The sequence below is a fragment of the Curtobacterium sp. MCBD17_019 genome (assembly GCF_003234555.1).
Taxonomy (GTDB): Bacteria; Actinomycetota; Actinomycetes; order Actinomycetales; family Microbacteriaceae; genus Curtobacterium.
In genome coordinates this window covers 14,994-39,130 of the sequence record NZ_QKTT01000004.1, presented here as the reverse complement: position 1 = coordinate 39,130, position 24,137 = coordinate 14,994, and the positions used below count along the sequence as shown (strand labels likewise).

Genomic DNA, 24,137 nt, shown 5'->3' with positions numbered 1-24,137 from the left:
GTCCGGTCAGTCGATCGGTGCGGGGCCGAGCTCGTCGAGCAGCTTCTGCAACGCCACGTACGCCCGGTTCCGGTACGCGACGAGTTCCGGCGTCCGGTCGGCCGGGACGTCGAGATAGCCGGCGCCCGACTTCGTGCCGAACTTGCCCTCGGCCACGAGCGCGGCGAGCGACTCCGGGGTCGCGAACCGCTCCGGCCACCGGGTCTGGAGGGACGCGTAGCAGAACGCGTACACGTCCAGGCCCGCCATGTCGGCGATCGCGAACGGGCCGAACACGGGCAGCCGGAAGCCGAACGTGGTCCGGACGATGGTGTCGATGTCCTCGGGGCTCGCGATGCCCTCGGCGGCGATGTCCGCGGCCTCGGAGAACAGCGCGTACTGCAGGCGGTTGAGGACGAAGCCGACACTGTCCTTGACCCGGGCGGTCTGCTTGCCGGTCGCGCGGACGATCGTCTCGGCGGTCGTGATCGCGGACTCGGTGGTGGTCTCGTGCGGGATGATCTCGACGCCGGGGATGAACGGCGCGGGGTTCGAGAAGTGCACGCCGAGGAACCGTTCGGGCCCCTCGACGGCCTCGGCGAGTGCGCTGATGCGGATGGTCGACGTGTTCGAGCCGATCACCGCCTCCCGGCTCGCGGCTGCGCTGATCCGGGCGAGGGTGGCGTGCTTGATCTCGATCTTCTCGGGCACGGCCTCCTCGATGAACTCGGCGTCGGCGACGGCGGCCTCGACGGACTCGGCAGGGTGGACGAGCGCGGCGATGCGCTCGACCGCGTCGGCGGGGAACAGCCCGTCGGCGACGAACTGCCGAGCCTCGTCGAGCAGGCGTGTGTGGTTGCTCGCGGCGATCTCGGCGGAGACGTCGGCGAGGGCGACCTCGGCCCCGGACAGCGCGAGCATCTGCGCGATCCCGCCACCCATGTACCCGGATCCGACGACGGCGGCTCTGATCTGACTCATCGTGCGACCTCCTGGGGCAGCAGGGTGCGGATGTACCGCTGGTTGGTGGCGCAGACGCCGAGGCTGTCCCCGCCGTACTGCTCGGTCATGATGATGCCGCGGAACCCGACGTCCACGGCCTCGCGCAGGACCTGCCGGTAGTTGATGATGCCGGTCTCCATCGTCGAGGGGACGCTCGTCGCCCAGGAGCCGTCGCCGGCCTCGTCGCGTGTGTAGTTCTTGACGTGCAGGTAGTTCGCGTACGGCAGGGTCGCGGAGAACACCTCGCGCCAGTCCTCGACGGGACGGTGCAGGCGGATGAGGTTCGCGACGTCGGGGTTGAGGCCGACGTTGTCGAGGCCCACCGCCTCCACGAACCGGACGGCGCTCTCGGCTGTGCCGAGGTACGTGTCCTCGTACATCTCGAGCGCGAGGGGCAGCCCGACGTCGGCGGCGTGCTTGCCGAGTTCGCGGATCGACCGGACGGCGCGGTCCCAGACCTCCGGGTCGTCGGGGTCCTTCGGCCCGGGCGCGGTCCAGAACCACAGGGCCTTGCGCTGGGCCTCGCTGAACGGCTGGTGAAGCCCCGTCGAGAACACCTGCATGCCCCACGCGGCGGCGGCGTCGATCGTGCGGTGCGCGTACGCGAGGTTCTCCTCCTCGTGCCCGGGCATGATGACGCTCCGGCGCTGCAGGTGCACGCTGGGGATCCCGATGCCGTGCTCCCTGGCGGTGGCGAGGAGCTCGTCACGCTTGCCGGGGTCGTAGTCGGCGGGGCGGATCCGGTCGTCGGCCATCTCGGCGAGCGTGAAGCCCACCCGCTCGATCTGGGCGAAGATGTCGTCCCACACCGCGATCGGGGCGTCGTGCAGCGTGGTGCCGTCGCGGCCGACCGGTGGGAACCCGTGCAGACACACGGCGATCGGCCAGGTGTCGGCGGTCCAGGTGGCGGGGTCCCAGTCCTGCTCGGTTCCGGGTCGGTCTGGTCCTCGGGCCACGGTGCCTCCTCGCACATCGGCGTCACGGGCGACACCGGGGCCGACGTTACTCCGGTGGTGACCGCGGGCGTCCGGACCCGGGCGTCTCGGCTGAGTGCGCGCGCGGTCGTCGTCGGCGCGCGCGGGTGCGCGCCGACGACGAGTGCGCGCGCCAGCGACAGCGCAGTTGTCGTCGGCGCGCGCACGTGCAGGGGCCGCGGCGGGTCGGCCGGGAGGGACGGTGCCAGCCCGCCCCGTCCCTCCCGGCCGCCAGGGGGTCAGGGCTGCACGAGCTCGAGGTCCTCGAGCACGCTCGGGTGCGTCGGGGTCCAGCCGAGCGCCCTGCGGGTGATCGCGCTCGAGGCCGGCTGGTCCGTCGCGAAGATCGGTCCGAACGGGCCGAAGGTCTCGTCGGGCACCTGCTCGACCGGAAGGCCGAGGCGCCGACCGATCACCCGGACGAGGTCGATCACGGCGTCACCCTCGTCGGCGACGGCGTGCCACGCGGACCCCGCCGGGGCGGACTCGAGCGCCAGCCGGAAGAGCACCGCGGCGTCGGCGGCGTGCACGGCGGGCCAGCGCTGGCTGCCGTCACCCGGGTAGCCCGCGACGCCGGTCCTCCTGGCGTTCTCGGTGAGGAGCCCGGCGAACCCGCCCGTCCCGTTCGCGTGCACCGTGCGGGCCAGGCGGATCGCCGAGGACCGCACACCCCGGTCGGCGTACCCGAGGATCGCGTTCACGGTGATGCCGCGCCCGCCGACGGGTCCGTCGGTCGGCAGCGGGTCCTCCTCGGTGGACGGGCGGCCCTCCGCCCACGGCGTCCCGGAGACGACGACGAGCGGACGGTCGCTGCCCACGAGCGCGTCGGCGAGCGTGGTCATCGCCGCGGTCTCCTCGGCCATGCCCTGCTGCAGCGACTCGGTCGACCCGTAGTCGCGGCTGAACGCCAGGCTGATCACGCCATCGACCTGCCCGGCCGCGGTCCGGAGGACGTCGAGGTCGGCGATGCTCCCCCGGATCGTGCTGGCGCCGGCCTGCTCGAGCGTGGCGGCGGAGGCCTCGGAGCGAGCGAGGGCGAGGACGGTGTGGCCGTTGGCGAGCAGCTCGGCGACGACGGGCGTGCCGATCGTGCCGGTGCCGCCGGTGACGAAGACGTGCATGAGGACTCCTCCGGGTGATGAGACTGTTGTCCCATCACCGTAGCACCGTGATGGGATAACTGTCCCATCACGGACTCGGAGCCGTAGGATGAATGGCATGGCGCGATGGGAACCGGGAGCGCGGGACCGACTCGTCCTCGCGGCCGTCGACCTGTTCACCGAGCAGGGCTACGACGAGACGACAGTCGCGCAGATCGCCGAACGTGCCGGCGTCACCAAGAGCACCTTCTTCCGGTACTTCCCGGACAAGCGCGAACTCCTCGTCGCCGGGCAGGAGACCCTGAGCACCCTGCTCGCCGAGGGCATCGCCGCCGCGCCCGCGGACGCGTCCCCGCTCGAGGCCGTCGCAGCCGGGCTCGCACGCGCCTCGGACGAGATGGGGCCGATGAACCGCGACATCGGGCCTCGGCTCCGGGCCGCCGTCGCCGCGAGCGCGGAGCTGCAGGGACGGGACGCGCTGAAGAGCGTCGGGCTCGCCGTCGCCATGACGGACGCGCTCGTCGCCCGCGGTGTCCCGGCCGCCACCGCGCACCTCGCGGCCGAGATGGGTCTGCTCGCGTTCAAGCAGGGCTACAGCCGCTGGGTCGAGGGTCCGCGCGACGACGATGCCGGGCTCGCGCCGCACGCGCTCGCCGCGCTCGAGGACCTCCGGGCCGCGACGGCGTCACTCGGCTGACGCTGCGGCCGGAGCCCCAGCGCGAGTGCGCGCGCCGCACGTGCGCACGCCGACGACGAGTGCGCATGCGGGCGCATGTCCCGTTGTCGTCGGCGAGCGCACCCCGCACCGGACGTCGGACGGGAGGGACGGCACCAGCCCGCACCGCGCCTCCCGGCCGGTGGGCGGTCGCCGCCGGCGGGCGGTCGTCCTACGCGTCGGCGGCGGCGAGCTGCCCGCAGGCGCCGTCGATCTCCTTGCCGCGGGTGTCGCGGAGCGTCGTCGGGATGCCGGCGTCGTTGAGGCGCCGCACGAACTCGTCCGTCACGTCGCGCTCGGACGCCGTCCACACGGAGCCGGGCGTCGGGTTGAGCGGGATCGGGTTGACGTGGACCCAGCCGTGGCCGCGCTGGTTGAGCTTGTGCGCGAGCAGGTCGGCGCGCCAGGCGTGGTCGTTCATGTCCTTGATGAGCGCGTACTCGATCGACACCCGACGGCCCGTCTTCTGGAAGTAGCGGTACGCGGCGTCGATGGCCTCGTCGACCTTCCAGCGGGAGTTGACCGGGATCATCTCGTCGCGGAGCTCGTCGTCGGGCGCGTGCAGGGAGAGCGCGAACGTGAGGGGGATGCCCTCGTCGGCGAGCTTGTCGATCGCGGGCACGAGTCCGACCGTCGACACGGTGATGTGCCGGGCGCTCATGCCGAGGCCGTTCGGCTGCGGTGCGACCATGATGCGCACGGCGTCCATCACGCGCTTGTAGTTCGCGAGCGGCTCCCCCATGCCCATGAACACGATGTTCGTGACGCGCTCGGGGTCGGTTCGGTCCTGGCCGCCACGGGTCGGGGCACCCGCGAGCTCCCCCGCCGCCAGCGCCGCGTTCGCCCGGACGATCTGCTCGACGATCTCGGCGGTCGACATGTTGCGCGTCAAGCCGTTCTGCCCCGTGGCACAGAACGGGCAGTTCATCCCGCAGCCGGCCTGCGACGACACGCACAGCGTGATCCGCCCCGGGTACCGCATGAGCACCGACTCGACGAGGGCGCCGTCGTGCAGCTTCCACAGGAACTTGATCGTGTCGCCCTTGTCGGTCGTCAGGCGCCGGGCCTCCGTCAGGAGGGGCGGCAGCAGTCCGGCGACGAGCTCCTCGCGTCCGGCGGCGGGCAGGTCCGTCATCGCCGCCGGGTCCGAGGTGTAGTGCGTGAAGTAGTGCGTCATGAGCTGCTTCGCCCGGAAGCCCGGCAGGCCGAGCTCCTTGACGCGGGCGATGCGCTCCTCGGCCGTCAGGTCCGCGAGGTGCACCGGCGGCTTGCCGCGCTTCGGCGACGCGAACTGCAGCAGCGGGCGGCCCGTCGGGTCGAGCTGCTGCTTCCAGCCCTCGGTCGTCGGACGGACCTGGGGGCGGGCGGCCTCCGTGCTCACGGTCGCGGGGCGGAGGCCGGGGGTGCGGAGGTCGGAGGGCATCGGGCGATTCTACGGGACCCCGGTCGTTTCCGACAGTCCGGGCGTCCTGCTGCCCCCGCCCCGGCCGGTCCGCCTGTTTCCGCCACCCCCGGCGTCGTCCGACAACGGCAAGGTCGGCTGATACGCCCACATCCGGTGCTTCCGCAACCACCGACGGTGTGGACGTCGAACGACAGCGGTTCCGTCGCCGGCCGACCCGTCGTCGACGCGGGAATCGCCGCGGGAACGCCCCGGATCAGTCCATTCCGCTGCCCGACGGACCGGCCGCAGGGACGTCATCCGGATGGACCTCGAACGCCTCGAACCGCTCGTCGGCCAGGACCGCATCGACCAGCGCCCGGGAGCCGCCGACGATCGTCGAGTCCAAGTCGATCTCCGACGCGACGACCCATGCTCGGTCCGCCGGCCAGATGAGTTGCGGCATCGGCCACCGAGTGGCGCCCCACACGCTCCGCCTCCACCCGATCCTGGCGTCGAAGCCCCAGTCGGGGTCGGCGAGCTCCGCGACGCTGCCCGTGAGCAGCACGTACTCTCGCCACGGCGCCTCGAGGAGTGGTCCGCCCTGGATCGCCGCCGACACCTCGGACGACACGTCGATTTCGAACTGCTCGAGACGACCGGCCTCCGCCTCGCGTAGGTCCGCCGCCCGCTGCTCAGCCGAGGGCAGCTCTCCCAGATAGCCGACGCCGGCGAAACCGAAGTCCCGGTTCAGCGCGCCCCACCCGCTCCAGACCCCGACCGTCACCGCGTCCGGGGTCGTCGTCGCCGCGCGGAGCGACGACGTGAGCGCAGCCAGGAGGCGCGGCTCGAGTCCGCCCTGCACCGGCGGCTCGACGCTCCACCCGTCCGGCAGTTCGCGGCCGTGCTCGTCCTCGCCGTGTTCGTCCTCGCCGAGCAGCACGGTCGACGAGGTGAGCGGGGTCAGCGGCACCCTGAGGCGCCGCGCGACCTCGGACCAGGTCCACGGGTCGCGGGGATGCTCCGCCGGGTCGTCGTCCCGGTACTCGGTCCGGACGGCCCCCATGGGATGCAGGACCCGGGCGTAGGCCTCCCAACCGTCCCCGACGACACCGCCGACGCTCGCCCACCGGCCGAGCCGGGCCACCAACCACGCACCCCGCTCGACGTCCCCCGTCCACCGCATCGCGCCAGTGTGGCACGGCGGCCGGGAGCGGCGGGGCGGAGGCGCACCGGGCCTCCCGTCCGGAACGACCGATCTGGTGTTGAACGACCGCCGCGTCGTCGCTGCATGCAGGCGCACGAGATGCGTGCGGATGTGGCGACGATGTCGGTGTCGTCCGACAGCGGATCTGTCGAGAACCAGCGGCTTCTTGGGCGGCGGGACGGGCAGAGCGGGCGGGCGCGACGGGACGGGGCAGGCGGGAACGGGCCGCGTCAGCGGCGGACCGACAGGACCTCGTCGAGCGCCGCCTGCGCACCGGCGGAGCAGAGGGTGCCGAGGCTGCGACGGTAGGGCGCCGTGAACCGCTCGTCGTCGACGAGGTCCCCGAACACGTCCCGGTTGCGCAGGAACGCGAGGTCGTCCGACCGCTGCTGCGCCGCCGCCGGCATGAGGACGTCGCGGAGCTGGTCGACGACCTCGAACCGCTCGCCGTGCTCGCCGACCCCCTCGGCGTACCGGGCCCAGCTGGCGACGACCGCGGCCGACAAATCGATGGGGAGGCCCGCCTCCAGGTCGGCGCGCACCACCGGCAGCAGCCACTTCGGGATCCGGTCCGACGACTCGGCGGCCAGCCGCGCGAGCGTGTCGAGGATCGCGGGGTTGCCGAACCGCTCCATGAGCGTCGCCTTGTACTGGTCGAGGTCGATGCCCGGCACGGGGTCGAGCGTGGGCGTCGCCTCCTCGTCCATGTAGCGCTCGAGGAGCCGGGCGATCAGCGGGTCGGTCGCGGCCTCGTGCGCGTAGGTGTGTCCGGACAGGAGGCCGAAGTAGGCCATCGCCTGGTGCGAGGCGTTGAGCAGGCGGAGCTTCATGAGCTCGTAGGGCACGACGTCCTCGACGACCTGCACGCCGGCCGTCTCGTACAGCGGACGGCGCAGGGTGAACCGGTCCTCGAGCACCCACTGCTCGAAGGGCTCCGCGACGACGGGCCAGGCGTCGTCGATGCCGAACTCGTCCCGGACCATCGCCCGGTCGGCATCCGTGGTGACCGGGGTGATCCGGTCGACCATGGAGTTCGGGAACGACACGTGCCGCTCGATCCACGCGCCGAGCTCCGGGTCCTTCGCGGTGGCGAACGCGACGATGGTCTGCCGGGCGGTGTCGCCGTTGCCCTGGATGTTGTCGCACGACATCACGGTGAACGGCGGGATGCCCCCGTCGTGGCGGCGGTGCAGGGCCTCGGTGATGAACCCGAACATCGTCGTCGGCGTCGCCCCGGGCGTCAGGTCCGCGGCGATCGCCGGGGCGTCGAGGACGAACTGCCCCGTGACGTGGTCGATGTTGTAACCGCCCTCGGTGACGGTCAGGGACACGATGCGCGTGGTGGGCGCGGCCATCAGGGCGAGCACGGCCTCCGGGTCGTCCGGGGCGTACAGGAAGTCCGCGACGGAGCCGATGACACGGGGCTCCAGGGTCCCGTCGGGGTGCTTGAGCACGAGCGTGTACAGGTGGTCCTGAGAGTCGAGCGCGTCGCGCATCTCGGCGTCGCGCGGCATGACCCCGACGCCGGTGATCCCCCAGCACAGCTCTCCCCCGGCGTTCATGAGCCGGTCGACGTACATCGCCTGGTGCGCCCGGTGGAAGTTGCCGAGGCCGAAGTGGACGATGCCGGTCGTGACGGCGCTCCGGTCGTAGGTGGGCACGGCGACGCCGGTGAGCGTGTCGAGGGTGGCGTTGCTGAGCGTGGTCATGTGGGGTCCTCCCGTGGCGCGCTCCGTCGCACGCCCCTCCCGTCACTGTACGACCGGTGGTGGCGTCTGCGGGAGTGGTGGCACGGGTCGGGCCGACTCGGACGTGCGCGCATGGACGACGACTGCGCTGTCGTCTGGCGGCGCCCTCGTCGTCCGCGCGCGCACCCGCCAGGTCGTCGTCCGCGCGCGCACCCGCCGGGTCGTCGTCCGCGCGCGCACCCGCCGGGTCGTCGTCCGCGCGCGCACCCGCCGGGTCGTCGCACCTCAGGCTCCCGCACGCGCCGCACACCGCTGGCGGAGGAGCGCGGCGAACCGTTCGTGCCTCGCGGCGGCGTACGCCTCGAGCCGCTCGGCCGTGCCGACCCACGGACCGTCCGAGAGCACCGGGCCGTCGACGACCGCGCGCAGGGCACCGGCCAACGCCTCGGCGTCGCCCGGCGGCACCTCGACCAGCTGAGGACCGACGAGTGGGCGGAGTTCCGCGAGCGCCGGGCTCGCCGCCGTGATGACGGTCCGCCCGCACGCGAGCCCCTGCCACACCTTGTTCGGGATCACGGACCGGGCCTTGTCCGACGTGCCGAACACCCCGAGGACGACGTCGTGGTTGGCGATGACCGTGGCGAGCTCCTCTGCCGGCACGGGTTCGAGCAGGGTCGCGTCGACGCGGTCGCCCTCGTCGTGGAGCTGTGCGCGGATCCGCTCGAGGACGGAGGCGTACGACACGAACGTCGCGCGGATGGGACGACCGACCTCGCCGAGCGCCGACACGATGACCGGGACGCCGTGCAGCGGGACGTCCTGGCCGTAGAACAGCACGCGGAGCGGCCCGGACGCAGCGGCCGCGCGACCCGAGGGCAACGTGCCGGCCTCAGCGGCAGCGCCGGCGCCCGCGCCGGCAGCAATGCCGGCAGCAACGCCGGCAGCAGCGCCGGCAGCAACGTCGGCGCGCGACACGGCCTTGGCGCCAGCCTCCGCCGGCGTAACCGTCGGCGGGACCGCCCACGCCGGCGCCCCGACCGGGAGGCTCAGCACGGCCGTCCGCGCCGGCACCCGTTCCCGGAGCGCCGCGGCCCGCACCTCGGTGTCGATGAGCAGCACGTCGGCGGAGCGTTCGGCCAGGCGATCGACGACCCGGCAGCGGAGGGCGCGGAGTGACCGCGGGGCGGCCAGTCCGTGGTCGTCGATGTCCGTCTCGTACTGCCCGACGAACCGATCGACGACGACGACCCCGCCGCGGAGCCGCGCGACGAGTGCGACGAGCGGCGCGACGACGAGCGACATCTCGGCGAGGAGGTGGACGTCGTACCCACGGAGCCCGAGCACCGTGCGGGCGTCGCGGGTCATCCGTCCGATGACGCTCCCGCCCCTGTGGCGCCGGACGACGTCCACCGTGAACCCCGCCGCACGCAGGTGGTGGCGCACGCGGGCGTTCCGCGGGTAGGCGGGGTCGTCGACGCGGACGTGTGCGACGCGGAGGACCGATGTGGCCCGCCGGACGCGCCGTCGCCGCCGCCGATCGAGCACGACGACGGCGACGACCTGCACGGCGAGCACCGCGGCCTCGGCGGAGAGCACCCCGAGCATCGCTCCGCGCGCACCGTCGACGCGGGCGAGGACGAGCACCCCGGGCACCCCGACCAGGCATCCGGCGGCGGCGCTCAGGGTGATCGCGGGGACCCCGCGGAGCGCCACGAGCACCAGGCCACCGGTGGCCCGCGATGTCGTGACGACGACGACGAGCAGGCCGCTCAGCACGGCGAGGTCGGGCGCGACGGTGGCGACGCCGGCGAAGAACGCGCGCGAGACCGCGGGGACCACGACGACGAACCCAGCGCCGACGAGGACCCCGACGCCGACGTTCCCCCAGAGCGCGACCCAGGCCCGTCGGATCCGCCGGTCCGGATCGGCGGGGCCACCCACCCACCCCTGGAGTGCGGTCGGCAGGGCCTTGAGCGCGGTGAGCGCCCATCGCTGGAGCCGGTCCGCGGCGGCGAACACCGCGACGGCCCCGGGCGCACTGACGCCGGCGAGCGTGATCGGGACGCTGATGTAGGTCGCGCTGAGCACGCGTCCGAGGAGCGGTTGCAGCTGGATCCGGACGGCGCGCACGACGAGCCGCGGGGTGAGCTGTCGCAGGGTCGCCGGTCCGATGCCGAGCAGCGTCGTCCCGAGCACGACCGGCACGAGTCCGCTGACGACCAGGGCGAGGGGGAACACCCACAGCGGCGCACCGGCAGCGAGGGCGACCGCGGCGACGACGACGGGCAGCGTGCGGGGCAGTGTGTCCGCCCAGAGGATCGGCCCCGGCCGCCCGAGGCCGATCCAGCACCAGACGACGTTGACCGAACCGAGTGCCCCCGCGGTGCCGATCCAGCCGACGAGCGCGGGAGCACCGACAGATACCAGGTGCGCGACGACCCAGACACCCGCGGTCACCGGCAGCAGGACGAGCGCCTGGGTCACGAGTGCGAGCCCGACCGAGCGACGGAGGTTGCCGAGCGACTGACGGGCGGACCGCTGCGGCCCGCTGATCCCCCAACCGAGCTCGACGACGACCGCCGCGGCCGCCCCGATCGACTGCCCGACCGCGACGTCGCGCCACCCCTCCGCACCGAACCGCGCGGCGATCGCGGGGACCGCGACGAGTGGTGCGAGCCCGCCGACGACGGGGAGCACCGCGAACCCGACGAGCCGCCGGATCGCCATGACTCGTCTGCTGTCGGTCGGGAGGAACGGGGCCACCCGCCGACGCTAGGCCGCCGCCGTCACGCTCCGGTCCGCGGCCGACGGCCTCCCGCCGGCCGTCGGGGATGCGTCCCGCCCGGGTTCACCCGTTCGGTCACCCGGACGCACCGAGCCGCGTCATCACGGCGACGGCGCGGGTACGACGAGGACCGCGCCCCCGCCCACCCGCGCTCGCACCGCCTCCCGGCCCGGTGTCACCAGACGAGCACGAACCGTCCACGGACGCCCCCGGCCTCCATGCGCCGGTGGGCGTCGCGGGCCGACTCCGGGTCCGCGGCGGGCAGGACCTCGGCGACGCGCAGGGTGAGCAGGCCGTCCTCGACGTCCTGCCGGAGCCGGTCGAGCTTGTGTCCGGAGTGGTACTCGTCGAACACCATGACGCGCTCGAACCGGATGCCCCGTTCGCCGTTGCCCGGCCAGCCGCGCACGGCGACGAAGACGCCCCCGTCGCGGATCGCGGGGACGACCTGCTCGTGCAAGAGCGCGGTGTCCGCGAGACCGTCGACCCCGTCGGGCACGATCGCCCGGATCCGGTCGACCACCCCGTCCCCGCGTTCGACGACGTGGTCGGGACCGAGCGACTCGACGAGCGCACGGTCCTTCTCGGCGGCGTCGGCGATCACGACGAGTCCGGCCTGCTTCGCGAGCGGCACGAGGTACGTGCCGAGGGTCCCGGCGGCTCCGGTCACCATCAGGGTCTGGCCGGGCTCGAGGTGCATGAGCTCGAGGATCCGCACGGCCGTCAGCCCGTTCATCGGGAGCGTGCTGGCTTGCTCGAAGCCGACACCCGCGGGGATCCGGGCGATCGAGTCCGGCGCGGCGACGAGGTGCTCGACGTACGCTCCCCCGTGCTCGCGCAGCGGCAGCGCGATCGCCATGACCTCGTCACCCGTCTGCCACTGGTCGACGCCCTCGCCCACCTCGTCCACGATGCCGGCCGCGTCCATGCCGGGCACGTAGGGGGGCTGCGCACCGCCGAGGTCGCGTCCGCCACCACGAACGCCGGCGTCGGTCGGGTTGACGGCGAACGCCCGCACCCCGATCCGGACCTCGCCCGGGCCGGCGTGCGGCTCCGGGACCTCGTGGACGGCGAGGGCCTCGGGCCCTCCGAACTCCTGCACTCCGATGACTCGCATGCCCCAGGTCTACCGCGGCCACGGTCCTCCACACCCAGCGGCGGCCCGACCGGACGTCGAGGGCGCGGCTGCGAGGATGACGGGGACGATCCCACGACGAACGGAGACCACATGTCCCTGCCACCGCTCCCCGACGACGCCGTCGCGATGCTCCAGCAGCCGAACCCCGCCGTCATCGCCACCCTGCGGTCGGACGGCACGCCCGTCACCGCGGCCACCTGGTACCTGTGGCAGGACGGCCGGGTCCTCGTGAGCATGGACGACAGCCGTGTGCGCCTCAAGCACCTGCGGCGTGACCAGCGCGTCAGCCTGACGGTCCTCGCCGAGGGCGACTGGTACACCCACGTCACCCTGATCGGCCGGGTCGTCGAGTTGTACGCCGACGAGGGCCTCCGGGACATCGACCGCATCTCGACCCACTACACGGGCGGCGCCTACCCGGACCAGGTCCGGCCGCGCACCACGGGCGTCATCGAGATCGACCGGTGGACGGGCTGGGGCGCGATGAAGGACAACGACCAGCCGACGACCTGACGGACATCGCTCAGCCGAGTCCCGCGAGACCCGTGCGGTCCGGGATCGTGAACCGCAGGTCGGGCAGCCAGGCCGCCGGGTCCTTCCAGCGCGGTGCCATCGGGAGCCGTCCGAGCCGCTTCCGGATCGCCGAGGCCGATGCCGGCTCGGGCAGCACCCGTCGCGGTCCCTCGACGGCGAGCGCCCCGAACCACCAGTGCCGCCAGGTGCCCTCGACGGACTCCGGGTCGAGCACGACGTAGTAGTCCGGCATGACGCGGTGGCCCGCGGCGAAGGCGGCGAGCGCCGTCTCGACCTCGAGCTCGAGCGTGCCGAGCGTGCTGCGGTCGTCGAAGAACTCGACCCACGCGGCGGCGACGTGCGCCAGGGGGTCGGCGTCGTGGACGACGTACGTCCCGTTCGATGCGCTGATCCGCGCGGTGCCGTTGGCGTCCGCCTCGCCGAGTCGGAGGGCGTCGACCCCGCGGAGTGCACCGAGTTCGTCGAGGAGGCCCGTGGCACCGGCACCGACGAGCGCGATGATCGTTGCGGTCTGGACGGCCATCCCCCACTCTACGTCCACACGTCCCACGCGGCGGCCGTGCGCGGAGCCGGGCCGCCGGACCGGTTGCCGCCCAGGACCTGACGGCGAACGGGAGCCGCTGCGCGAAGCACCCAGGCCAGGTCCCGCATCGAACGGACGAGAACCGACATTCTGCCCCTCATCCGAGGTACGGTTGGCGCTACCAGACGGAAGTCGGGAACTGCGTCAGGGCAGTCCCGGCATCGTCACGACCGCGCATGACGACAGGGATGATGGGCATGAGCTCGTACGAGTCCGAACCGGGCGTCGCACCGGTCCGCATCACGACGTTCAAGCGGCAGCGCAAGCTGTGGCGCCGCGGGTACGCGCTCGAGACAGGGCACGACGATCGCTACGAGGACTTCTTCCGCGACTCGTCCGCGTTCCGTCGACGGGACTGATCGACGTGGACGGCTGGCCGGACACCCACCGGCTCGGGCGGGCAGCGTCGCTCCCCGTGGACGCGCCGCAGCGCACGATGACGCCGTGCTTCGCCGCGAGCGGGCAGTGGATGCTCCGGACCCATGCGATCCCCCGACAAGCGGTCGCTGGGCTCCTCGGGTACTCCGAGGTGCAGAGTGGGTTCGACGAGATCGTGTCGATGCAACCCGAGGTCGGGCTGCTCTGTGCCGGCGTCCGGAACGCCGCGCGCACGATCGCAGGAGCCGACGAGACCTAGGACGCCCATGACGACCGAGACCACCGCCCCGACGAACGACGCGGTCCTGGTCGCGGGTGCCGGCGGTGTCGTCGGTCGCAGCGTCGTCGAGCACTTCGCCCGCACCGGTGTGACGACGCGGGGCATCAGCCGCCGGGCGCCGCAGGGCGTGTCCGACTGGACCCACCTGCCGGTGGACCTGCTCGACGCCGACGCCACCGTCGAGGGGCTGCGCCCGGCGTCCGACACGACGCGCCTCGCGTTCGCCGCGTACATCGAGAAGGCGGACCTCGCGGAGCAGATCGGCCCGAACGTGGCACTCCTCGAGCACACCCTCGACGCACTCGACCGGCTCGGCGCTCCGCTCCGGCACGTGACGCTCTACCAGGGCATGAAGTACTACGGCGCCCACCTCGGCCGGTTCACGACGCCCGCCAAGGAGGACGACCCGCGTCTCCTCGTGCCCAACTTCTACTACGACCAAGAGGACCTGCTGCGTGAGCGTGCGGCGCAGCGGGGGTTCGCGCTCACGGTGTTCCGGCCCGAGGCCGTGATGGGCTACGCGCAGGGCACGCCGATGAACCTCCTCATGGCGATCGGCACCTACGTCGCGATGACCCGCGAGCTCGGCCTGCCGCTCCGGTTCCCGGGGCAGCGCGAGACGTACGACCGGATCCTGTACCAGATGACGGACGCCGAGCTCCTCGCGCGCGCGACGGACTGGGCCGGTTCGGCGCCGACCGCGGCGGGCGAGGCGTTCAACATCACCAACGGCGACGTCGTGCGGTGGAGTCACCTCTGGAAACGACTCGCGGACCACTTCGGCCTCGAGCTCGGCGAGCCGCAGACGCTCCCCCTGGCGACCGTGATGCCACCGCGCGAGGACCTGTGGAACCGCATGGTGGAGCGGCACGGTCTCGTCCCGACCCCGTACACGGAGCTCGTCGACTGGCGGTTCGGGGACATGATCCTCGGCTCGACGTGGGACAACGTGTCGAACGTGATCAAGCTCCGGCAGGCCGGGTTCGGCGAGTGCCACGACAGCGCCGACCGTCTCGTCGAGCTCCTCGACGACCTCGGTCGTCGGCGGATCCTGCCGGCCGCACCGGGCGTCGAGGTCCAGCCGGTCTGAGCACGATCGGCGCGGACGCCGGGAGGTGCGGATCGGCCTGGTCCCGCGCCTCCCGACAGACACGATCCCGGGAGGTCCGGGGCGCGCCGGTCCCGCGCCTCCCGTCCGCCGGTCAGTCGGCGGGCAGGACCCGCGCGAAGTGGTGCGGGGCGGAGAACATCGGGATGATGTCGACGGGTTCGCCCGGGTGCGGTGCCTGGATCACGAGGCCGTTGCCGAGGTACAGGCCGATGTGGGCCTCGCTGTCGTAGACGACGAGGTCGCCGGGCTGCGCCTCGGACTCGGGGATCGTCGTCGCAGCGGCGTCCTGCGTCGGCACGTAGTGGACGAGCGGGATCCCGACCGACGCGTACGAGACCATGACGAGGCCCGAGCAGTCGATGCCCGCGTGGGACGCGCCGCCCTCGACGTACGTGTCGCCGAGGTAGGTCAGCGCGGTCTGGATGATCGTCGCGCGCTTGCCGCCGGCACTCAGCGCGTCGACGATGGCGCTCTGCGCGTCGGCCACGGTGGTGCCGCCGCTGACGACGACCTCGGTCGGGGCGGGCGCGGCGATGATCGTCGTGCCGTCGTGCTCGATGACGGGGAGCGTGATGTCCCGCGACACGGTGTACTGCTGTGCGCCGGGGGTCGACGAGGTGACGGCCGCGGCGGCGCTGCTCAGCGTGTCCGCGTTGGCGGGGAGCCCGAACGCGATGCACGACGTCATGGCGAGGATCGGGGCGACGATGAGCGAGAGACGCTTCGCGCTCACGGCACGGCGCTCGTGACGGAGGACCGGGGCGGCGACGGCCGGGGCGGTCGCGACGACCGGCAGGGCGCGGGCGGCGGTGACCCGACGGACCGCGGCCAGGCGGGCTGCGGCGTGGTGGGCCTCGGCACGGCGGATCTCTGCCCGGCGGCTCGCTTCGGCGGGGCGGTGCTCGGCGAGGGGCGAGGTGACGACGACGACGCGCTCGGCGACGGTTGCGGTGGGACGGGGACGAACGGCGCTGGTGTCGGCACGTCGGGTGCGGCGGTCCTCGACGGGGAGCGCGTGTCGTCCTGCCATGTGTCCCTTCCTCGTCCCGCCGAGCGCGGGACACGAGAAGATAACGTATTGGTAACTGTCTGACGGTCGCCCTGGCAGCGGGCCGTGCGCGCCTGCGGGTCTCCACAGGTTCGATGCGACCCGTCCGGTGACGCGCGATCTGGGGGATGGCCGGACGCCCGGCGCCTCCGTACGGTGACGACATGCCCGTCATCCGCCGATGGAACACCACCGCGAGCGACCGGATCTGGGCGGCGCGCATCGGCCCGGAGAACGCCCGCCGCCTGGCCGGCGTCCGCCTGCCGGCCTACCGCGCCCTCGCCGCGTTCATCGTGCTCCTCGTCGTCGCCGCGGCCGCCGCCGCCCTGGCCCCCGCACCGGTCGGCGTCGTGGTCGCCGCCCTCGCCGTGCTCGCCGGCTCCGCCGTCGTGGGCGTCGGGGTCCGACCGCTGCGCGCGGAGGGACACGCACTCGCGGTGCGCCTCCGGGACCTGGGCCACCGGGTGGACCGCGACGCACCCCTCAACGACGGCGGCGCGTTCGACCGCTGGGCCGCGCGGAACGGACTGCCGCGGGAGCAGCTCGTCACTCCGTGGTGAATGATCGTCGGATGCGCTTCCTGCCGCCCCTGACCGGTCCCCGCATTACGGCCGCCGCGGTCGGGATCGCCGTCGTCGCCCTGATCGCCTGGCTGTGGGGTCCGCAGGTCGCACACGGCGTGGTGCGCACGGGTGTCGCCGGTGCGTTCGTCCTCATCCCCCTCGCGGTGCTGGCCGCGCTCGTGCTCGTGGGACTCCGCGTCGGGCCGTCGCTCCGGGCCGTGCTCGCGGCCGCGCTCGTGCTCGTCTTCGCCAGCTCCGTGGTCGCCTGGGTCCGGCACGCGTACGACGTCGACCGGTTGTACGTCGCCGACGTCCGGACCGTCGACCACCCGGCACCGAGCTTCGCCGAACGCTCCCCGTACGACGTCGCCGCGACCTCGTCGACCAAGAACCTCGGCGACACGACGGGCACGGCGCTGCCGGTCAAGTCGCTCACCGACCAGCGCAGCCACGGACTGTGGGACGCGCTCGTGCAGCGCCGCGGGTTCCTCGCCGGGTACGAGAGCGTCCAGGTCCAGGACATGCCCCTGTTCGGGCAGACCGAGCCCGACCAGGTGACGACGTGCGACTTCACGCGCACCGCACGGCTCCGCGTCGGAGGGTCCCTGCCGGCCAACTCGCTCACCCGCGCGATCGACGCCGCGACCCCACCGACCGTCGGTTTCGACCCGACCGACGTCTACGGGTACTGCGACGGCCGGGCCCCCGATGTCGTCGTGCCGTTGACGCAGGTGCACGGGTTCTGGGACACGTCCTACGACTTCTTCGGCGACGCCCTGTACAACGGCCGGACGGGCGAGGTCCGCATCGTGACCCGCGCCGCCGACCTCCCCGGCCCCGCGTACCCGCAGTCCCTGGCGAAGCGACAGCGGGTGGCCCTCCGCGCGCTCGGGTCGTTCGGCGACTACTGGTTCCACCGCTCCGGGTACGAGGACACGTCGGACGACTCGGACAACCCCGACTCGTTCAACCCGTCCGAGCTCGGACTGCGCCGCGCGAGCGACGACCACGCCACGTACGTCACCCCGCTCACCCCGCCCGGGTCGTCGTCCTCGGTCGTCGCGCTCTCCGTCGTCGACGCCTCGGTCGGTCACGCCGGCAGCCGCAACCCGATCACGGTCTACGAGTACGAGAAGGGGTCCGCGCGGCAGGCGAACTCGTCGGTGGCCTCGACCATCAAGACCACCTACAGCTACCTGCCCGACTGGGCGAGCGGGCTCAAGATCTTCGAGATCGTGCCCGGAGCGCGGAACCAGTGGGTCGCCTCCATCGGGCAGTCCCAGGGCGTCGTCTACCGCGCGGTCATCGACGCTGCGGGCGCGGCCACGCTGTACGACGCGAACGGCGACGTCGTGACCCGATCGGGCACGGAGTCCGCGGGGACGGACGGCGGGACCGGTGCCTCGGGCTCGAGCGGAGCCTCCGGATCGGCCGAGTCCCCGGACCTGTCGAAGCTGACGCCGCAGCAGCTCCGGGACCTGGCGCAGGCGGCGCTGAACGAGCTCGCCAAGCGGGCGGAGTCGTCGGCCGTGCCGACCGCGACGCCGTCCCCGACGCCCGGCGGCTGAGCAGCAGGGGCGACGAACGGGAGGCGCTGCGCACGACAGTGGAGTGCCTCCCGTCCGTCACACCCCTGGGTGGGGCTGCGGCGGGGCGACCGAGACGACGTTCGCGGCCGCGACCCCGTCGTCACCGCCGTGGTCGTCGAGGAGGTCGGCGTGCGTGACGGCGTAGGCGCGAGCGCGACGCATCCGCCCGACCGCCGCGGGGATGGCGACCGCGGCCCCGACGACCAGGACCCCGAGGTAGACGATGCCGAGCCGCGTCATCCCGTCGAGGGTCAACGACAACTCGTTGCAGGCGATCCCGGCGTACAACAGCGCCAAGTACCCGATCTGCAGCCCGAGGACCGTCGGGACCGTCGAGGCGTACCGCGCCGCAGCCCGTTGGTCCGCCGCCGAGAGGTCGAGGGCCTTCCCACGGAGGACGACCTTGTTGAACTGCCGGAGGCGCGCGAGATCGCGGCCCGCCGCATCCCGCAACCGGCGCTGGAGCGGCACGACCAGGACGACCATCACGAACGCCGGGACCATGAACGTCATCGCCGCCCCGAGGAGTCCCGTCGTCGCGAGGTCATGACCACGCTCGCGTCCGGACACCGCTTCGACGACGACCCACGCCGACGCGAGGACCACCATGCCAGCGAACACCACCGACACGATCACGAGCTTCCGACGGATCAGACCGGGCTCCACGGGTTGCCACCGGTAGGGCGACGCCAGTGGGCGCTCGGCGCGCCGGAGGCGGTCACCGAGCGGTCTCGCGACGACGAGCAGCAGCGCGGTCACGAGCGCGACGAGCACGGGCACCCACACGGGTCCGCCCGCGACCACCGTCGCGACGACGAGCAGGCCGACCGCGGCGAGGTCGACCGCGAGCACGACGACGCCCACCCGACGCAGGTACCGACCAGCGTCGGGCGAGGACCGTCGATCCCAGAACGTGTTCCACGACCCGAGGAGCAGCGGACCGTACACGATGAGGGCGACGCCCGTGCCGGCCGCCACGACGAGACCGTCGGGGCCGCCCCGCAGCTGGATCGCCACGAGCAGTGCTCCGCCGATGCTGAGCACCGTCGACACGAGCACGCTGAGGATGTACGCGAGGATGCGCATGGTCCTGCCTCCCGGCAGCGCCGTCGGGTCGGCGCCGCCGTCGTCATCCTGCTCCGCCACGCGATCGGGTGGAACGACACCTTGACGCATCCTCAGGCTCCGGATCGCTCGTCGCCTCGGCGAATTCATGCTCGTTCCTGTGCCGATCCCCAGGTATCGTGCCGAGCACACCCCCGAACGGGGTGCATCCACGAGAACGGTAGAACCAGTTGCGCAGACATCAGGGGATCAGCAGCTCCACCACCGCCGTCCGACTCGCCGTCGTGGGGGTGACGACCGTCGGCCTCGTGCTCGGGTCGACACTCCTGGGCGCCGGGGTCGCGACCGCGTCGCCCGTCGTCGGGCACCACACCACGACGATCACGCCGGACCACCGTCAGGGCGGGGTCGGCAGTGGCGTCGACCGGGCACTCGCACCACGGACGCAGTTCACGATGGCGCCCGACGGCTCCTCGGGCGCGACCCAGGGTGGCGAGGGCATCCCGAACATCGACTCCGTCAAGAAGACGATCGCGACCTACTACGGCGACCCGGGCACGGGCATCGCCGACAAGACCGACAGCCCCTACATCCGCGAGATGGCCGCCATCGTGCGGCGGGAGAGCGGCCAGCTCCAGCGCCAGTACGACGCCGCCGTGGCCGCGGGCGAGAAGCCGGCCATCGTGCTCGACAGCGACGACACGACGCTGTTCACGTACGACATGGAGGTCGGGGACATGCACTTCACGTTCTCGCCCGCCGAGCAGGACGTCTGGGTGCAGGGCGAGCGGTTCCCCGCGACCCCGTCGATGGTGTCGTTCGTGAACCGGGCGGCGGCGATCGGCTACACGATCTTCGGCGTCACGGGCCGCAACGACGACCAGAAGGCCGCGACCCTCGCCAACCTGTCGAAGGACGGGTACGACGGGTTCACGTCCGACGACTTCTTCACGAAGTGGACCGGCGTCGGTGCCTCGCAGCAGCCCTCGTACGTCACGTGCGTCGCGACGTGCACGACGGTCGAGTTCAAGGCGGGGACGCGCAAGCACATCGAGCAGGACCTCGGCTACACGATCACGCTCAACGTGGGCGACCAGTACTCCGACCTGCAGGGCGGGTACGCCGAGCACACCCTCAAGCTCCCGAACCCCACCTACTTCCTCCCCTCGGCGGACCTGCCGGGGGTCTCGGAGCCCTGGCTGGCACCCCGGACGCACTTCACGATGGCACCCGACGGCTCATCGGGCGCGACGCAGGGCGGCGAGGGCATCCCGAACATCGACTCCGTCAAGAAGACGATCGCGACGTACTACGGCGACCCGGGCACGGGCATCGCGAACAAGTCGGACAGCCCCTACATCCGCGAGGTGCGGTCGATCGTCGCGCGACAGGCGCCGGTCGTGGTGGCGCAGTGCGCGATCGCGAGGGCCCGGCACCGCAACCCGGCGATCGTCCTCGACGCCGACGACACGACCCTGTGGACGTACGACATGGAGGTCGCGGACATGCACTTCACGTTCTCGCCCACCGAGCAGGACGTCTGGGTGCAGGGCCAGCGGTTCCCGGCGACGCCGTCGATGACCTCCCTCGTCGCGGTCGCCCGTGCGGCCGGTTGCACGGTCATCGGGCTGACGGGCCGGAACGAGGGCCAGCAGGCAGCGACGATCGCGAACCTGCGGAAGGTCGGGTACCCCGAGTTCGCCGCGACGCAGCACGGCAACCGGACCTACTACACGAAGTGGACCGGCATCGGTGCCTCGCAGCAGCCGCCGTACGTGCACTGCGCGACCGCGTCCTGCACGACGATCGAGTACAAGTCGCAGACGCGCGCCCACATCGAGTCGGCTGCGGGCGGCCGGTACGACATCGTCAGCAACTGGGGCGACCAGTACAGCGACCTCATCGGCGGCTCGGCCGACCGGTCGGTGAAGCTGCCGAACCCGACGTACTACCTGCCCTGACCTCCGGCGGGTCCCGATGACGGGAGGCGGTGAGCACGACGGCTCGCCGCCTCCCGTTCGTCATGGGTCGGGCCGCGCGCGGAGCGCCAGGAGCGCGCGCTCAGTCGAGGGTGACGACGAGTTTCCGCGCCGAGACACCACGCCGCAGCCGGGCGAGCGCCTCGGGGACAGCAGCGATCCCGTGCCCCACGACCTCGCGCTCCGGAGCGGCGACGTAGCGGCCCGTCGCCAGGGCCTGCGGCAGGAACGCCTCGTAGACGAGCGGACCCACCTGGCTGACCAAGGGCGTTCCACCCCAGATCGCGGAGACGGTGATGCCCTCGCGCCGTGCGGACCGCGCACGGAGTCGCGTCGCCGGGGTGGGGTAGGCCGAAGCGAGGCGCCGACTCCCCGCGGTGGCGCGGACGACGCGGAGGGTGCGGGTGAGCGAGCCCGCGCCGATCGCGATCGTCCCCGCGAGCGGCCGGTCGCCGATCGCGTCGGTGATCCGCCGCTCGGCGTCCGGGTCGTGGTAGTCGAACACCTGCTCGGCGCCGAGTCCGCGCACGAGATCGTGGTTCCGGTCGGACGCGGTCCCGAGGACGTCGTACCCGGAGGCCCGCGCGAGCTGGACGGCGTTGCACCCGACGCTCGTCGACGCACCCCACACCAGGACGACTGCTCGACGCGGCTCGGGGTCCAGGGAGGGCCCGGCCAGGCCGAGCTGGTCCGGCTCGTACAGGCCGGCCGCCGCGGTCGTCAGTGCGAGCGGCAGCACCGCGGCGTCCTCGAGCGGCATCGACGCCGGGACCGGGGCACAGTTGCGCTCCTGCAGCAGGACGAATCGCTGGAAGGCGCCCTCGGCAGCGGCGTTCCGGTGTCGCTCCTGCCCCGCGGCGGAACCGAGCACGCGCGCCCCGACCGCGAACCGCCGCACGTCCGGTCCGACGGCGACGACCTCGCCGGCGACGTCCGAGCCGAGTACCGCCGGGTACCGCAGCCACGGCGTCACGAACGGACGCGCGAGGCCGGACATCGCGTCGACCGGGTTCACGGCGACGGCACGCACCCGCACGACGATCTCCCCCGGCCCCGGGGTGGGCATCGGCGCGGGGCCGATCCGCAACCGCCCGACCGGACTCCGCAGCCAGACGGCCTCGTTCTCCACCATGAGTCAGCTCCTCCACTTGACGACACGCAATGTCATCACTCTGCACCATGACACTCCGTGTCGTCAATGGTGTGTCATCGATGCGATCGGGACCCCGCGGGCCCGGACCGTCTGCAGCGCCGCGTCCGGGCGGCACGGGTCGGCCGGTCCGACGCCTCCCGTTCGCGGGATGGTCGGGCGACGGACGCGGCTGGCAGGATGAGCACAGGGCATCGCCACGCCGGCCACCGGAGGACCAACCATCCCCCGGAACGCGGAGTCGGGACACCGTCGATGGCCGCAGCCGTCCTGCGCCCCTGGGAGGGGCCGTCGACGCGCACCGCGATGAGGAGGAGACCATGCCCGATCCCGGACTCGGGACGATGAACGTCGCGGCGATCGCGGCCGAGGGAGCGCGGCGGCACCGGTCGAAGGCGGCCGTGATCACGGCCCTCCCGGACGGCGGTACCGAGACCCTGACGTACGCGGACCTGTGGGAACGGGTCCGGGCGATCGCGGGTGCGCTGCGGGCGCAGGGCGTCCGACCCGGCGACCGCGTCGCCGTCATGCTCCCGAACATCACGGAGTTCCCGTGCGTGTACTTCGCGGTCCTCGCCATGGGCGCGGTCGTCGTGCCCGTGCACCTGCTCTTCAAGCGCGACGAGATCACCCACGTGCTCCGTGACTCGCAGGCCCGGGTGCTCGTCGCGTCGGCGTCGATCCTGCCGCAGGCCGGACCGGCGGCCCGCGACGTCGGCGCGTTCGTCGTGGCGGTCGGGGCCGCGTCGGCGGCGGAGGTCGGCGCGGACGTCACGCTGGCCGAGTTCGAGGGCGGTGCGGACCCGATCGACGAGTACGTCGCGGTGAACCCGCTCGAACCGGCGACGGTCCTGTACACGAGCGGCACGACGGGGACGCCGAAGGGTGCCGTCGGCTCGCACTTCGCGCTCATGGAGCAGGTGAACGTGTCGCTCATCGACCTGTTCGACCTGCGACAGGAGGACGTCGTGTTCGGCGGCCTGCCGCTGTTCCACACGTTCGGGCAGACGGTCGTCATGAACACCTCGCTCCGCCGGGGTGCGACGATCGTGCTGCTGCCACGCTTCGATGCGGCGACGGCGCTCGACCTGTGCGTCCGGCACCGCGTGACGGCGTTCGACGGCGTGCCGACGATGTTCATCGCCCTGCTCGAGGCCGCCCGCGACACCACGGAACGGCCACCGCTGCGCTTCTGCATCTCCGGCGGCTCCGCGCTGCCGGAGGCCGTGCTCGAGCGGTTCGAGGCGACGTTCCGCGCACCCATCCAGGAGGGCTACGGCATGACCGAGACCTCGCCTGTCATCGCCGTGAACCCGAAGGGCGTCCCGAGCCGTGCCGGGAGCGTCGGACTGCCCATCTGGGGCGTCGACGTCGTCATCGCGGACGCGGACGTCGAGGACCGCATCGTGCCCGTCGCCCCGGGCGAGACCGGCGAGCTCGTCGTGCGCGGACACAACCTGTTCACGGGCTACCTCGGTCAGCCCGAGGCCACGGCCGCAGCCATGTGCGACGGGTGGCTCCGCACGGGCGACATCGGCACGATGAGCGCTGACGGCTACGTGACGATCGTCGACCGCAAGAAGGACATGATCATCCGGAACGGCTACAACGTGTACCCGTCCGAGGTCGAGTCGGTGCTCCACCGGCACGAGGACGTCACGTCGGCGGCGGTGTTCGGCGTGCACCACGACGTGCACGGACAAGAGGTTCACGCGGCGGTCGTGCTCCGCGACCCGGACGCCGACGTCGCCGCGATCGACGCGTTCATGCGCACGCGCGTGGCCGCGTTCAAGTACCCGCGGGTGTTCCACGTCGTCGACTCCCTGCCGCTCGGGCCAAGCGGCAAGGTGCTCCGGCGCGCGCTGTCGGCGACGTACTCCGCCTGACG

At 72.7% G+C, this 24,137-nt stretch carries 21 protein-coding genes; 9 read left to right on the top strand and 12 right to left on the bottom strand.

From position 1 onward, the window contains the following. Positions 1–6: 6 nt before the first annotated feature. The 3 genes from DEI82_RS05165 to DEI82_RS05155 all read right to left on the bottom strand — a co-directional run bounded on the left by DEI82_RS05165 (position 7) and on the right by DEI82_RS05155 (position 3,076). Entirely contained in the window at positions 7–960 is a 954-nt protein-coding gene (locus DEI82_RS05165) for a 3-hydroxyacyl-CoA dehydrogenase family protein (protein WP_111035988.1), read from the bottom strand. Next, positions 957–1,937, bottom strand: coding sequence for a sugar phosphate isomerase/epimerase (locus DEI82_RS05160; protein ID WP_111008473.1), 981 nt, complete (start codon positions 1,935–1,937; stop codon positions 957–959). Before DEI82_RS05160 ends, DEI82_RS05165 begins: the two co-directional genes overlap by 4 nt. Positions 1,938–2,194: 257 nt before the next feature. Further along, a complete protein-coding gene (locus tag DEI82_RS05155) occupies positions 2,195–3,076 on the bottom strand; it encodes an NAD-dependent epimerase/dehydratase family protein (protein ID WP_111035987.1) in 882 nt (293 codons plus the stop codon). Between the two features lie 97 nt (positions 3,077–3,173). Here DEI82_RS05155 and DEI82_RS05150 point away from each other — a divergent pair, with 97 nt between their 5' ends. Further along, on the top strand, positions 3,174–3,752 hold the full coding sequence (locus tag DEI82_RS05150; RefSeq protein WP_111012765.1) for a TetR/AcrR family transcriptional regulator: 579 nt from the start codon (positions 3,174–3,176) through the stop codon (positions 3,750–3,752). A gap of 190 nt (positions 3,753–3,942) precedes the next feature. On the opposite strand, the gene rlmN is transcribed toward DEI82_RS05150, so the two are convergent. From rlmN to DEI82_RS05125, 5 genes are all read right to left on the bottom strand, one after another. Continuing rightward, positions 3,943–5,193, bottom strand: a complete 1,251-nt coding sequence (rlmN, locus tag DEI82_RS05145) for a 23S rRNA (adenine(2503)-C(2))-methyltransferase RlmN (RefSeq protein ID WP_111035986.1) — start codon at positions 5,191–5,193, stop codon at positions 3,943–3,945. A gap of 235 nt (positions 5,194–5,428) precedes the next feature. After that, on the bottom strand, positions 5,429–6,337 hold the full coding sequence (locus DEI82_RS05140) for a hypothetical protein (protein WP_111035985.1): 909 nt from the start codon (positions 6,335–6,337) through the stop codon (positions 5,429–5,431). 251 nt (positions 6,338–6,588) lie between these two features. After that, positions 6,589–8,067, bottom strand: a complete 1,479-nt coding sequence (locus DEI82_RS05135) for a mannitol dehydrogenase family protein (protein ID WP_111035984.1) — start codon at positions 8,065–8,067, stop codon at positions 6,589–6,591. Between the two features lie 264 nt (positions 8,068–8,331). After that, on the bottom strand, positions 8,332–10,809 hold the full coding sequence (locus DEI82_RS05130; protein WP_146242831.1) for a glycosyltransferase: 2,478 nt from the start codon (positions 10,807–10,809) through the stop codon (positions 8,332–8,334). Positions 10,810–11,006: 197 nt separating this feature from the next. Next, the gene (locus tag DEI82_RS05125; RefSeq protein WP_111011469.1) at positions 11,007–11,948 is read right to left on the bottom strand and encodes an NADP-dependent oxidoreductase; all 942 of its coding nucleotides are present in this window, start codon (positions 11,946–11,948) and stop codon (positions 11,007–11,009) included. Between the two features lie 111 nt (positions 11,949–12,059). Between DEI82_RS05125 and DEI82_RS05120 the strand changes: the two genes are divergently transcribed. Beyond that, positions 12,060–12,482, top strand: coding sequence for a PPOX class F420-dependent oxidoreductase (locus DEI82_RS05120; RefSeq protein WP_111011478.1), 423 nt, complete (start codon positions 12,060–12,062; stop codon positions 12,480–12,482). Positions 12,483–12,492: 10 nt separating this feature from the next. Here DEI82_RS05120 and DEI82_RS05115 read toward each other — a convergent pair whose 3' ends face one another. Next, positions 12,493–13,026: a hypothetical protein gene (locus DEI82_RS05115; RefSeq protein WP_111035982.1), complete on the bottom strand. Its 534-nt coding sequence runs from the start codon at positions 13,024–13,026 to the stop codon at positions 12,493–12,495. 257 nt (positions 13,027–13,283) lie between these two features. Here DEI82_RS05115 and DEI82_RS16145 point away from each other — a divergent pair, with 257 nt between their 5' ends. Genes DEI82_RS16145 through DEI82_RS05105 form a run of 3 tightly spaced genes read left to right on the top strand, consistent with a single transcriptional unit; the run spans position 13,284 to position 14,834 of the window. Continuing rightward, positions 13,284–13,445, top strand: coding sequence for a hypothetical protein (locus DEI82_RS16145; protein WP_181434685.1), 162 nt, complete (start codon positions 13,284–13,286; stop codon positions 13,443–13,445). 5 nt (positions 13,446–13,450) lie between these two features. Beyond that, positions 13,451–13,723 (top strand): hypothetical protein, encoded by a 273-nt coding sequence (locus DEI82_RS05110; protein ID WP_111011467.1) that lies wholly within the window; start codon positions 13,451–13,453, stop codon positions 13,721–13,723. A 7-nt stretch (positions 13,724–13,730) separates the two neighbouring features. Then, complete coding sequence (locus DEI82_RS05105) at positions 13,731–14,834, top strand: SDR family oxidoreductase (protein ID WP_111035981.1); 1,104 nt, start codon at positions 13,731–13,733, stop codon at positions 14,832–14,834. 112 nt (positions 14,835–14,946) lie between these two features. Here DEI82_RS05105 and DEI82_RS16450 read toward each other — a convergent pair whose 3' ends face one another. Next, positions 14,947–15,885 carry a C40 family peptidase gene (locus DEI82_RS16450; protein WP_258371965.1) on the bottom strand — a complete coding sequence of 313 codons (939 nt, stop codon included), beginning with the start codon at positions 15,883–15,885 and terminating at the stop codon, positions 14,947–14,949. A 182-nt stretch (positions 15,886–16,067) separates the two neighbouring features. Here DEI82_RS16450 and DEI82_RS05095 point away from each other — a divergent pair, with 182 nt between their 5' ends. Continuing rightward, a complete protein-coding gene (locus DEI82_RS05095) occupies positions 16,068–16,463 on the top strand; it encodes a hypothetical protein (RefSeq protein ID WP_111011465.1) in 396 nt (131 codons plus the stop codon). A gap of 11 nt (positions 16,464–16,474) precedes the next feature. Further along, a complete protein-coding gene (locus DEI82_RS05090) occupies positions 16,475–18,034 on the top strand; it encodes a hypothetical protein (RefSeq protein ID WP_111035979.1) in 1,560 nt (519 codons plus the stop codon). A 57-nt stretch (positions 18,035–18,091) separates the two neighbouring features. On the opposite strand, the gene DEI82_RS05085 is transcribed toward DEI82_RS05090, so the two are convergent. Continuing rightward, complete coding sequence (locus DEI82_RS05085) at positions 18,092–19,201, bottom strand: hypothetical protein (RefSeq protein WP_111035978.1); 1,110 nt, start codon at positions 19,199–19,201, stop codon at positions 18,092–18,094. A 149-nt stretch (positions 19,202–19,350) separates the two neighbouring features. On the opposite strand from DEI82_RS05085, the gene DEI82_RS05080 reads away from it, so the two are divergent. Then, positions 19,351–21,081 carry an HAD family acid phosphatase gene (locus DEI82_RS05080; protein ID WP_258371964.1) on the top strand — a complete coding sequence of 577 codons (1,731 nt, stop codon included), beginning with the start codon at positions 19,351–19,353 and terminating at the stop codon, positions 21,079–21,081. Between the two features lie 100 nt (positions 21,082–21,181). Here DEI82_RS05080 and DEI82_RS05075 read toward each other — a convergent pair whose 3' ends face one another. Beyond that, on the bottom strand, positions 21,182–22,231 hold the full coding sequence (locus DEI82_RS05075) for a zinc-binding alcohol dehydrogenase family protein (protein WP_111035977.1): 1,050 nt from the start codon (positions 22,229–22,231) through the stop codon (positions 21,182–21,184). 338 nt (positions 22,232–22,569) lie between these two features. Between DEI82_RS05075 and DEI82_RS05070 the strand changes: the two genes are divergently transcribed. Next, positions 22,570–24,135, top strand: a complete 1,566-nt coding sequence (locus DEI82_RS05070; protein ID WP_111035976.1) for a long-chain fatty acid--CoA ligase — start codon at positions 22,570–22,572, stop codon at positions 24,133–24,135. Positions 24,136–24,137 lie beyond the last annotated feature (2 nt).

Excerpts from the sequence above, each read along its gene's own strand:
- DEI82_RS16450 (WP_258371965.1), bottom strand. The coding sequence starts at position 15,885 with ATGGCAGGACGACACGCGCTCCCCGTCGAGGACCGCCGCACCCGACGT.
- DEI82_RS05140 (WP_111035985.1), bottom strand. The coding sequence starts at position 6,337 with ATGCGGTGGACGGGGGACGTCGAGCGGGGTGCGTGGTTGGTGGCCCGG.
- DEI82_RS05155 (WP_111035987.1), bottom strand. The coding sequence starts at position 3,076 with ATGCACGTCTTCGTCACCGGCGGCACCGGCACGATCGGCACGCCCGTC.
- DEI82_RS05165 (WP_111035988.1), bottom strand. The coding sequence starts at position 960 with ATGAGTCAGATCAGAGCCGCCGTCGTCGGATCCGGGTACATGGGTGGC.
- DEI82_RS05120 (WP_111011478.1), top strand. The coding sequence starts at position 12,060 with ATGTCCCTGCCACCGCTCCCCGACGACGCCGTCGCGATGCTCCAGCAG.
- DEI82_RS05090 (WP_111035979.1), top strand. The coding sequence starts at position 16,475 with ATGCGCTTCCTGCCGCCCCTGACCGGTCCCCGCATTACGGCCGCCGCG.
- rlmN (WP_111035986.1), bottom strand. The coding sequence starts at position 5,193 with ATGCCCTCCGACCTCCGCACCCCCGGCCTCCGCCCCGCGACCGTGAGC.
- DEI82_RS05095 (WP_111011465.1), top strand. The coding sequence starts at position 16,068 with ATGCCCGTCATCCGCCGATGGAACACCACCGCGAGCGACCGGATCTGG.
- DEI82_RS05135 (WP_111035984.1), bottom strand. The coding sequence starts at position 8,067 with ATGACCACGCTCAGCAACGCCACCCTCGACACGCTCACCGGCGTCGCC.
- DEI82_RS05070 (WP_111035976.1), top strand. The coding sequence starts at position 22,570 with ATGCCCGATCCCGGACTCGGGACGATGAACGTCGCGGCGATCGCGGCC.
- DEI82_RS05125 (WP_111011469.1), bottom strand. The coding sequence starts at position 11,948 with ATGCGAGTCATCGGAGTGCAGGAGTTCGGAGGGCCCGAGGCCCTCGCC.
- DEI82_RS05105 (WP_111035981.1), top strand. The coding sequence starts at position 13,731 with ATGACGACCGAGACCACCGCCCCGACGAACGACGCGGTCCTGGTCGCG.
- DEI82_RS16145 (WP_181434685.1), top strand. The coding sequence starts at position 13,284 with ATGAGCTCGTACGAGTCCGAACCGGGCGTCGCACCGGTCCGCATCACG.
- DEI82_RS05150 (WP_111012765.1), top strand. The coding sequence starts at position 3,174 with ATGGCGCGATGGGAACCGGGAGCGCGGGACCGACTCGTCCTCGCGGCC.
- DEI82_RS05075 (WP_111035977.1), bottom strand. The coding sequence starts at position 22,231 with ATGGTGGAGAACGAGGCCGTCTGGCTGCGGAGTCCGGTCGGGCGGTTG.
- DEI82_RS05115 (WP_111035982.1), bottom strand. The coding sequence starts at position 13,026 with ATGGCCGTCCAGACCGCAACGATCATCGCGCTCGTCGGTGCCGGTGCC.